The sequence below is a fragment of the Pedobacter fastidiosus genome (assembly GCF_014306625.1).
Lineage (GTDB): Bacteria > Bacteroidota > Bacteroidia > Sphingobacteriales > Sphingobacteriaceae > Pedobacter > Pedobacter fastidiosus.
The window spans coordinates 1-9,995 of record NZ_JACRYL010000009.1; the positions used below are offsets into that span (position 1 = coordinate 1).

The window sequence follows — 9,995 nt, forward strand, 5'->3', positions numbered from 1 at the left end:
ACTAATCATCCGAGGCTTTCAAAGGCAACAAATCGTTGTTTGCTCTTCGAAACTTAACTTCTTCCAATTATATGTCATTTAAGCTGATAAGCTGATAGACCAAAGACCAAAGGCGGATTTCGCTTTAGTCTTTAAGCTTTCATCTTTAGTCTTATATTAAAATATTCAGGTGCCTATATCGGCGGTGTCCACCTCTTCCCATTCCGAACAGAGAAGTTAAGCCCGCCAGAGCCGATGGTACTGCGGTAACACGTGGGAGAGTAGGTCGGTGCCAGATCTTAAACTGCTCAAGAGCAGAAAATCAGAAACCCTGTAGTAACAACTGCAGGGTTTTTCTGGTTACAAGACTATGGATATTAACATTTGATGTTAAACATGGTTGTTAATTTGAAATATTGAATCGATATAAAAATATTTAGGTGTCTATATCGGTGGTGTCCACCTCTTCCCATTCCGAACAGAGAAGTTAAGCCCACCAGAGCTGATGGTACTGCGGTAACACGTGGGAGAGTAGGTCGATGCCAAATCTTAAAACCTCTATATATTGAGGATTTTAAAAACCCTGTAGTGAAAACTACAGGGTTTTCTTGTTTAGTATTAATCGTATAAGGTATTATTTAAACTATGCAGAAAGTATTTACGATTCGGTTTTGATTGAGTAGTTAACTTCTGCATTAGGTTTCTAAACCCGATAATAACGAAAATACTTTTTGGTTAAAAGTAATTTTTAGTACAAAAATGAACGCCAAAAAGATTGTAGTGTATAGCGGGACCGAAGCTTTCGGAATGAAATGCTGTATTTGCTTTACTAATGTTTTAGGATACTGTGAAATTAGCTTTCCTTTACGGCCAGCTGACCGCAAGCTGCATCAATATCTTTACCTCTACTTCGGCGAATGTTAGTAGTAATGCCCTGACTTTTTAAATAATTGGCGAAAGCATCAATTTTATCTCCTTCGGCATTGGTAAAATCGGCAAAGGAAATTGGGTTATATTCGATAAGATTAACTTTACAGGGAATGTGTTTACAGAACTTGGCTAAATCCATTGCATCAGATATTTCATCGTTGAAATGATCGAAAACAATATATTCGTAAGTAACTGGATTTTTTGTTTTTGCAAAATAATATTTTAGTGCTTCAGCTAGCGCTTTTAATGAATTGGCCTCGTTAATGGGCATAATTTCATTGCGTTTTTTATCATCTGCAGCATGAAGGGAAAGGGCAAGATTAAATTTAGCGCCATCGTCTCCAAGTTTCTTAATCATTTTAGCTATCCCTGCGGTAGAAACAGTAATGCGTTTGTAACTCATGTTCAAACCATCTGGAGCGGTTATGCGTTCGATGGATTTAAGTACGTTTGCATAGTTTAGCAAGGGTTCACCCATGCCCATATAAACGATATTGGTGAGGGGATTGTTGTAATTCTGTTTGGCTTGCTTATCAATTAAAACAACTTGATCGTAAATTTCATCTGCATTTAGATTTCTTTTACGGTCCATGTAACCTGTTGCGCAGAACTTGCAGGTTAAACTACAGCCAACTTGAGAACTTACGCAGGCCGTCATACGATCTTCTAAAGGAATTAAAACTCCTTCAACAATGTTTCCATCTGCCAAACGGAATGTATTTTTTATCGTATGATCATTACTGAACTGCGAATTGTTGACTTGAACAGCATTTATGGCAAAACCTTCATCTAAAACCTTTCTTAAATCTTTAGAAAGATTGCTCATTTCTTCAAAACTGGTTGCAGATTTTTCCCAAAGCCATTGATAGATTTGCTTAGCCCTAAATGCAGGTTGTTGCATAGCTGTAAGATGCTGTTGCAACTGAGGCAAATCTAATGAGCGGATATCGAGTTTTTTTGCTGTTACCATTTGTTGCAAAGGTACTTAAAAAGCTTTTAAGCTGAAAGGTTAAAGGATATTGTAAATGATTGAGGAGCGAATTTTACAATTTGCTGTTTGCCAATACTATCTTCCTCTTTGTCGCGTATTTGCTTTTCCAGCAGGTTTTCCTTTTGCTGGCCTCGAATTTCTATTTGCTGAGCCTGATTTATTTGCAGGTTTAGATGATGAACTACTCGAAGATTTTTTAGCAAATGATTTTTGGCCATTAGGTTTTGATGGTCGAGATGGTTTTTTAGTTTGCTCTTGTTTAAGTTCCGGTATATCTTCCCAAGAGTTTGTTTTTTTCTTGGTATTTTTTGGTTTGGATGCCGCTTCAGATGATGATTTTTCAATCATTTTCGTAATGCTCTCTAATTCATTTTCGGTAAGTTCTCTAAATTCTCCAGTTGGGATACCTTTAAGATTAATATTCATGATCCGAGTGCGCTCCAATTTTGTTACTTCGAAGCCGAAATGTTCGCACATTCTACGGATTTGCCTATTTAAACCTTGAATTAAAATGATGTTAAATACAAAAGTACTGATTTGGCGAACCTTGCATTTTCTGGTATTTACACCTAAAATGGGCACACCATTACTCATTTCGAAAATAAAATCTTCTGTAATTGGTTTGTTTACTGTAACTAAATATTCCTTTTCATGTTTGTTACCAGCCCTTAAAATTTTATTAACGATATCGCCATTATTGGTCAAGAAAATTAAACCGGAAGAATCTTTGTCTAAACGTCCGATAGGAAAAATGCGTTCGCTATGGTTAACATAATCGATGATGTTATCTTTAATGTTAGATTCTGTTGTACTGGTAATGCCAACAGGTTTATTGAAAGCTAACAGAATAAAATTAGATTCTTCTTTAGGTTCAATATTATGGCCATTAACCATAACCTTATCTCCAGCCAAAACCTGATCACCAACTTTTGCCCTTTTTCCGTTTATAAAAACTGTTCCTTTTTCTATAAATCTATCCGCCTCGCGACGCGAACACAATCCACTTTCGCTGATGAATTTATTTAAACGGGTTGCAGAGTTGTTATTCATACTGCAATTTTACGGAAATAAATTATGTTATGGACCACGAAGACACAAAGAACACCAAGTTTAATTGGTGCTCTTTGTTTTTAATTGTTGAAAATTAAAAATTTTGATCGTCCGCACTTGGGCCATAACTTCCTGGGATTGGAATATCCAGCAATCTTAAATATACACCAAGTTGCGCCCTATGGTGAGTGGTTTGGCTAAATGCATGGCGAATGGTTTCATACTTAGTATAATTTGCTAAGACCTGTTCTCCGTTTTGTAGAACCCATTTGCCTTCTAAATCTGCTTCACTTGCTTTTTCTAGTTCGGCCTTCCCGCTTTCATAGCTTTTCTCTAAAAGGTTCACAAGATCCTCGGCACTGCTCACTGGATTTTCTTCGTAAGGCGCAGTAGCAAAATCTAACCCGTCGGTAGTTAAGGCCATACTTACCCAGCTTGGCAACTCTGCAATATGGCTGGCGAGTGATTTCATTTTCATACTTTTTTCATGCGGAGCCCAATCCAACTTATCAGCAGGTACAATGGCCATAAATTTTTTGGTGGTTTTAAACTCGGCTTCAAATTCTTTCAATAATAATTTAATAAGATCCATATTTTTTAGTTTTGTTGTTTCCGTTAAGTGCATTTCCATTAATAATAAACTGGCTAAGCTCATAGTTTTGAGGTTTTGTTTGCACAAAGAAAATATAGGAGACTGACAACCCTATGGCAGTGTAAAAAATACAATGAAAATATTTTGCCTTCGTCGAATAAACTGAATAGGCGTAATTGGATTTAGTTAAAGATCACTGATTTTGCTTCTAAAAACTCAAAAATTTACAGGCAACATGCTCATATAATCGCTCAATGGCATATGATCTACTTTTTGAAAGGATTCACCAAGATTTTTTAGACAGATAATTCTGGTCAAATTGAAATCTCGATATTGATTTCGGAGATGGCACCAGGCAATTAAATGCCAACTGAAAGCATAAAAAATTAAGCCGATGGGCTCAACAGTACGTTTACTGATTTCTTCCTTAGCATTTTTATAATTGAGTTCGATTATGTTTTTCTCAGAAATTGCAATCTGAAGCATAGAAAGATATTCAAAATTGAAAGTCATACGCTCCGGAATTTGAAGCTTTATGTGCTGATTCATGGTTTCCAGCTTCTCTTTTTGTGAGGCTTTTAATACGGCTTTAACTTTGGTAAGCGCTGTTGAGTAATGTGAACGGATGGAGTTATCTGCAAAACCATTTACTAAACTTTCTACCAGTAATAGGGCATTAGCTTCATCCATATTAAAGGAAACTGGTGGGAGAAAAAAGCCTTGAACGAGAAAATAACCTTTGGGCTGTTCGAAACTTACCGGAATCCCCTGTTCCTGCAAAGCCTTTATGTCTCTGTAAACCGTACGAATACTAATATTAAATCGCTCAGAGATTTTTTCCGCTGAGATATACTTCCGCGATTGCAATAAGGTTAAGATCCCAAAAAGGCGGTCGATACGATTCATGGTTGTTGGCTTGGTTAAAATTAAATAAAATTGCGACGGATGTGCAGATTCTGCGCAAATTTATTCTGTATGAGCCTTTGTTAACTTGACAAAACATAGCATTAAATGGTTGTCTAGAAATAGTACTCATCCATACTAATGCAGTGTTTTAGAAAAAATGAATTCCATAGTCCATTGTAAAGAGATTATAGGTATAAAACTTAATGGTATGTTATTTGTACACTGTTCCAGATGTCTTTTTCTAATATAATTCGTTAGATACTAAGGGGTAATCTGAATTTAATGGCGGTAGATATTCAAAAACGTTTTTTCAGGGCTGTAAAAAGTAAAGTAATCATCGGGTTTTTATTCGCCTGTTTTGCGTTGCTTTTGGCTTGGGGTATAAGTAAATTTGCATTTACGCGAATGCTGAATACGGTTGAAGAAATTTCTGCGCCAAATGATAGATTGAGAATCGTAAATGATTTATCGCACAAAATTGCAAGATTAGATCAATTACAGCGCGATGAAGCTTTTAATAAACAAGGCAACAATAGTTTTTTAAAGGAATCGAGAAAACTTCGGGTGAGTTTGGACACCCTTCGTAAATTATATTTTGGTGATTCTATACAGCTGGCGAGAATAAAATCCATTAAAAATTTGCTTACCGAAAGAGACAAGCAATTTATATCCTATTTGAAAGTTCGTGAGACTTTGGTTAATACCAAATCTTTTTCTGATGAGGTTAAAAAACTAAATGGGCTGGTAGCAAGCCGTTCAAGGCAAACCGATAGCGCAATTTTAACTACTGAAACCACAACCTCTACAACAACCGTTGCGCCAGATGAACAAGAAAAATCTAAAGGGTTTTTAAGCAAGTTATTTGGCAAGAAGAAATCTGACGTTTATAAAATCATCAATGAGGAATTTAAGGTTAAACGCGATACTTTAAATGCAAAAGCTGAAGACAGTATTATGAAAAGTATGACTGGCTCGTTAAAAAATATCGAGCTGGAACAACGGCAAAAAAGCCAGAAGTTTTTAAAGCGTGAAGCGGATTTATCTGATGCAAGTAATGCTTTAACTGGACAAATGCTTCAAATTTTGAGAGAAGTTGAGGGTGAGGCAGTTGCACAGGTAGATTTAAATGGAATCCAAGCAAAGGAAGTAGTTAATGATGGAATTACACAGATTACAGTTATTATTATTGCCTTCTTTTTAATAACCGTAATTTTATTGTATTTGATTTTGACTGATATTACCAAAAGCAATCGGTATAGAAAGGCACTTGAGCAGGCAAAAGATGAGGCAGAATATCATGGCAAGGCAAAGCAAAGGTTTCTTTCCAACATGAGTCATGAGATTAGAACACCACTACAATCTATTTTGGGTTATGCCGAACTGATTACACAACAAGAGCATCCGAAGAAAAAAGATATTGATGCCATTTATCAATCTTCCATTCATTTATTGCAGATTGTGAATGAGGTTTTGGATTACAACAGGATTATATCAGGCGAATTTAGCTTCAACAATCAGGTATTCGATATTCGGAAAGTTTTAAACGAAGCGGTGTCGGTTATGCGTCCGTTGGCTGAGCAGAAATCTCTAAAATTAATAGAAGATTTTGATTTGTCGGGCATTGAATTTGTAAAGGGCGATGCATTCAGATTGAAACAGATTTTATTTAATCTTTTAGGAAACGCGGTAAAATTTACACTGAAAGGTGAGATCCAACTATCTGCATCTTGCAAAAAGCAGGGAAAAGATTTGCATTTTAACTTAACAATTAAGGACACTGGAATTGGTTTTGCTGAGACCGATATTGCCAAAATATTTAATGAGTTTGAGCAAATCGAATCTCCGGAGAAATATATTATCAATCAAACGGGTACAGGTTTAGGATTAACAATTGTTAAATCGCTAATCGAAAATCAAGGTGGAAGAATTTACGTAAAAAGCAAACCCGGTATTGGTACGACTTTCAATATTTATCTAAAATACGAAGCTACAGAAGAGCGTGTAAATGAGGCGCTAGATTTGGAGCATTATGCTATTGTTGATTCGGGAAAAGTTTGGGTAATTGATGATGACAAATTAATTTTAGATCTCTGTGGATTAATTTTTGAAAAAAACAAAATTCCTTATAAAAGTTTCAATCAAGTTGCTAATATACTTCATGAAGAACCTGATGAAGATTTGAAATATGTATTAATTGATATGCGAATGCCGGAAATGACGGGTTTGGAGCTTTGCCATTTACTAAAGAAAAAACTTCCCTCAAATATTAAATTCTACGCTATAACTGCTCAGGTGTTGCCTGAAGAACGTGAAATGGTTTTGAGCGAAGGCTTTGATGGCTTGATTTTAAAACCATTTAGGGCAGAAGATTTATTGTCGATTTTTGAAAGAACTGAAATAGTAACAGAACAACCAGAATTCGATTTCTCTTCTATTGAGAAAATGACGTTTGGAGATCAACAAATGCTGGAGAAAATTTTGAATCGGTTTAAACAGGATTGTATTGATGATTCTATCCAATTGAAAAAATATTTAGAAGAAAATAATCAAGATAAAAGTAGATTGCTAGTGCACCGCCTAGCTGGGAGAACGGCACAAATGGGGGCTAAAACTTTAGCTTCAGCTTTTAGATTGCTGGAAATTGAGGTGGCTGACAAAGGATTAATGGAGAGCACTAAGACTGAAATTTTACATCAATTGCGAAAATTGGATGCTTTGATTGCGGTATTGGAGGAAATGGAGCCGGTTGGTGAAAGGAAATAAAGTCTCACCCTTTCATGCCCTTTCCTGAAAGAGAGTTGATGAAGGGCTAAAAACCATAAGTTTATTATCATAGGTTCAATTCAAGCTTACTACTTTGATAGTTTGGGCTTACTCAATCCCGTACCTTTCCATTTTAGCGTACAATGTTTTCCTGTCTATATTTAGCATTTTAGCTGCTTTGGATTTATTGTGTTTCGCTCTAATTAGGGTTTCGGCAATAAGCGTTTTTTCATTTTGTTCGTTTACAGCTTTCAGATCTGATGATCCTCCCGGTGCAGTTTGTTGATGAACCGAAATCATCATTTCATCAGGTAAAGCACCAACTTGAGCAACATCTCCTGGCGTTAATAAAACCATGCGCTTAATTACATTGCTAAGCTCGCGTAAGTTTCCGGGCCAATCGTAATTTAACAACAATGATTTTGCTTCAGCGGAAATGCTTTTTACATTTCTATCTAAATTGCGGTTAGAAAGCTGGATGAAATGATTAATAAATAACTCTAAATCTCCGCCCCGATCTCTTAAAGCGGGCAACTGAATTTTAAACTCGTTTAATCGATGATATAAATCTTCGCGGAATTCGCCCTGTTGCATGCTATTACTTAAATCATCATTTGTTGCAGTAATAATGCGGACATTAACGGGAATTTGTTTTGTGCTTCCTAAAGGTTGAATTACCCTCTCCTGTAAAGCCCGAAGTAATTTTATCTGAACTTCGTAACTTAGATTTCCAACTTCATCTAAAAATAAAGTTCCACCATCGGCAACCTCAAACTGACCTTTCTTATCGTTTAGCGCACCAGTAAAGGCACCTTTAATGTGTCCAAATAATTCGCTTGCGGCTAAATCTTTAGAAAGTGCACCACAATCTATCGCTATGAAAGGTTTGCCTGCACGTTTACTTTGTTGATGCAAAGTTCTGGCTGCAAATTCCTTCCCCGTTCCACTTTCGCCCTGTATAATTACCGACATATCCGTTGGCGCAACCAATGCGATATGTTCATATAACTTATCGGCAATAGCGCTTTTTCCTTTAATGAAATCAGAATCTGTTTCAACTATTTCAGCAGTCTTAGAATCCCTCTTGGTTAGAGAATTCTTAATTACCATTAATAATTCATCTGGATTTACAGGTTTAGTAATGTAATCGAAAGCGCCCATTTGCATGGATTTTACCGCCGTGCGAACATCGTTAAAGCTGGTCATAATGATTACCGGAGTGGAAAGACCGAGTTCTCGAACATGAGTTAAAGTTTCAAATCCGATTCCATCAGGCAAACGATAATCTAGTAAAAGCAAATCGAATTCCTGATTTTCGATTAATTTAAAAGATTGTTTTACATGGGTTACGAGTGTAATCTCATGATTGTTTTTAGTTAAAAAACCTTCAAGTAATTGAGCAAATGTTGTATCGTCTTCTAAAATCAGGATTCTCGCCATACAACAAAAATAAGAAAAGCCAGACAAAGTCTGGCCTTCCATGTACTAGGTAGATGTAATATTTGGGATTTATTGAACCGGTTTACCGTCTTTATCAATTTTTACAGAACCTGTTTCTGCTTCTTTCTTAACATTGATTAGGTAATATTCTTTTGTACCTTCTTTAACCGACCACGCTTCAGTGGCAGTCCAACCTTTATAAGCGTCAGATTTTAATGCGGTTGTAACTGGCTCAGGAAGTTCTTCCAGTTTTACTGGAGTTTTTACTGCGCTATCTTGAACTGCAACAATTGCAGCATTTTTTAAAGTTTTTACTTCTTTTGCTTGTACTGCTGAGAATCCTGCAAAGGCTAAGAACGCAGCTGATAAAATGAACTTTTTCATCTTTTTTTAAATTTAATTGAAACTATCTGAAAGTTTCGTGAATGTAGTTTAGTTAGTGCGTAGCCTGAGGGCTACGCTTATGTTGATTACGCCTATATGTTTAGGCTACTAATTATTGAACTGGTTTACCGTCTTTATCAATTTTTACAGAACCTGTTTCTGCCTCTTTTTTAACATTGATTAAGTAATATTCTTTTGTGCCTTCTTTAACCGACCACGCTTCAGTTGCTGTCCAACCTTTGTAGGCATCAGATTTTAATGCAGTTGTAACTGGCTCTGGAAGTTCTTCCAATTTTACTGGAGTTTTTACTGCGCTATCTTGAACTGCAACAATTGCAGTGTTTTTTAAAGTATTTACTTCACTTGCTTGTACTGCTGAGAACCCTGCGAACGCTAAGAATGTAGCTGATAAAATGAACTTTTTCATAGTATGATTTTTAAAATTTAATGTTTGTAACAATACTTGCTAATGTTTCATAATTGTGCCAAAACATATAATTGTTATAATAATCTGATTTATAGATATTTAGTTTTATACCAAAGAATTTAGGTTGTGGAGTTTCTCCACACATTGGGAGTAATGGCAACAGATTTTATAAATATTTGATCTTTGGAAAGCAAATACACGGCAAAATTAATTTTTCGTACCGTTCCAAAGGGACTCCCTTGGAGCTCATGCTTCAAGCACCTAATAAGAATCGGTGGCTTTTCGCGTATATCGGGTTTAAAGAAGTTGGGCCGTACAATATAAGTAGTAAACACCCTCAGCCGCTCCTTATTTTCAAGGAGGGGAGAAACAAGTCGATGGTTAAACTTGGTAGCTCAACAAAAATTTAAATTAATTTTTATCAAAAGAATAATTTTTTCTATACTTGCAACCCGATTAAAAGCCTCCTTAGCTCAGCTGGTAGAGCAACTGACTTGTAATCAGTAGGTCATTGGTTCGATTCCGATAGGAGG

Annotated in this window: 8 protein-coding genes, 1 tRNA gene and 2 rRNA genes; 4 read left to right on the plus strand and 7 right to left on the minus strand. The window is 36.1% G+C overall.

Going from position 1 to position 9,995, the window contains the following annotated elements:
* The first annotated feature begins 165 nt into the window (after positions 1 to 165).
* Together rrf (H7U22_RS11170) and rrf (H7U22_RS11175) are read left to right on the plus strand one after the other, a co-directional pair.
* Positions 166 to 277: ribosomal RNA gene (rrf, locus tag H7U22_RS11170) — 5S ribosomal RNA — on the plus strand.
* A gap of 138 nt (positions 278 to 415) precedes the next feature.
* A 5S ribosomal RNA gene (rrf, locus tag H7U22_RS11175) occupies positions 416 to 527 on the plus strand.
* Positions 528 to 832: 305 nt separating this feature from the next.
* Here rrf (H7U22_RS11175) and rlmN read toward each other — a convergent pair.
* From rlmN to H7U22_RS11195, 4 genes are all read right to left on the minus strand, one after another.
* Complete coding sequence (rlmN, locus tag H7U22_RS11180; RefSeq protein ID WP_187071449.1) at positions 833 to 1,879, minus strand: 23S rRNA (adenine(2503)-C(2))-methyltransferase RlmN; 1,047 nt, start codon at positions 1,877 to 1,879, stop codon at positions 833 to 835.
* 96 nt (positions 1,880 to 1,975) lie between these two features.
* Positions 1,976 to 2,950, minus strand: coding sequence for a 23S rRNA pseudouridine(2604) synthase RluF (gene rluF / locus H7U22_RS11185; RefSeq protein ID WP_187071450.1), 975 nt, complete (start codon positions 2,948 to 2,950; stop codon positions 1,976 to 1,978).
* 94 nt (positions 2,951 to 3,044) lie between these two features.
* Positions 3,045 to 3,605 (minus strand): DinB family protein, encoded by a 561-nt coding sequence (locus H7U22_RS11190; protein WP_248284727.1) that lies wholly within the window; start codon positions 3,603 to 3,605, stop codon positions 3,045 to 3,047.
* Positions 3,606 to 3,758: 153 nt separating this feature from the next.
* Positions 3,759 to 4,448 carry a helix-turn-helix transcriptional regulator gene (locus H7U22_RS11195; protein WP_187071451.1) on the minus strand — a complete coding sequence of 230 codons (690 nt, stop codon included), beginning with the start codon at positions 4,446 to 4,448 and terminating at the stop codon, positions 3,759 to 3,761.
* 282 nt (positions 4,449 to 4,730) lie between these two features.
* Here H7U22_RS11195 and H7U22_RS11200 point away from each other — a divergent pair, with 282 nt between their 5' ends.
* Complete coding sequence (locus H7U22_RS11200; RefSeq protein ID WP_187071452.1) at positions 4,731 to 7,211, plus strand: hybrid sensor histidine kinase/response regulator; 2,481 nt, start codon at positions 4,731 to 4,733, stop codon at positions 7,209 to 7,211.
* A gap of 108 nt (positions 7,212 to 7,319) precedes the next feature.
* Here the strand turns inward: H7U22_RS11200 and H7U22_RS11205 are convergent, their stop codons facing one another.
* The 3 genes from H7U22_RS11205 to H7U22_RS11215 all read right to left on the minus strand — a co-directional run bounded on the left by H7U22_RS11205 (position 7,320) and on the right by H7U22_RS11215 (position 9,462).
* A complete protein-coding gene (locus H7U22_RS11205) occupies positions 7,320 to 8,651 on the minus strand; it encodes a sigma-54-dependent transcriptional regulator (RefSeq protein WP_187071453.1) in 1,332 nt (443 codons plus the stop codon).
* Between the two features lie 69 nt (positions 8,652 to 8,720).
* Positions 8,721 to 9,035: a hypothetical protein gene (locus tag H7U22_RS11210; protein WP_187071454.1), complete on the minus strand. Its 315-nt coding sequence runs from the start codon at positions 9,033 to 9,035 to the stop codon at positions 8,721 to 8,723.
* Positions 9,036 to 9,147: 112 nt separating this feature from the next.
* Entirely contained in the window at positions 9,148 to 9,462 is a 315-nt protein-coding gene (locus H7U22_RS11215; protein ID WP_187071455.1) for a hypothetical protein, read from the minus strand.
* A 462-nt stretch (positions 9,463 to 9,924) separates the two neighbouring features.
* Between H7U22_RS11215 and H7U22_RS11220 the strand changes: the two genes are divergently transcribed.
* A tRNA-Thr gene (locus tag H7U22_RS11220) sits at positions 9,925 to 9,995 on the plus strand.

Coding starts and splice junctions, on each gene's coding strand:
- rlmN (WP_187071449.1), bottom strand. CDS start 1,879: ATGGTAACAGCAAAAAAACTCGATATCCGCTCATTAGATTTGCCTCAG.
- rluF (WP_187071450.1), bottom strand. CDS start 2,950: ATGAATAACAACTCTGCAACCCGTTTAAATAAATTCATCAGCGAAAGT.
- H7U22_RS11190 (WP_248284727.1), bottom strand. CDS start 3,605: ATGAGCTTAGCCAGTTTATTATTAATGGAAATGCACTTAACGGAAACA.
- H7U22_RS11195 (WP_187071451.1), bottom strand. CDS start 4,448: ATGAATCGTATCGACCGCCTTTTTGGGATCTTAACCTTATTGCAATCG.
- H7U22_RS11200 (WP_187071452.1), top strand. CDS start 4,731: ATGGCGGTAGATATTCAAAAACGTTTTTTCAGGGCTGTAAAAAGTAAA.
- H7U22_RS11205 (WP_187071453.1), bottom strand. CDS start 8,651: ATGGCGAGAATCCTGATTTTAGAAGACGATACAACATTTGCTCAATTA.
- H7U22_RS11210 (WP_187071454.1), bottom strand. CDS start 9,035: ATGAAAAAGTTCATTTTATCAGCTGCGTTCTTAGCCTTTGCAGGATTC.
- H7U22_RS11215 (WP_187071455.1), bottom strand. CDS start 9,462: ATGAAAAAGTTCATTTTATCAGCTACATTCTTAGCGTTCGCAGGGTTC.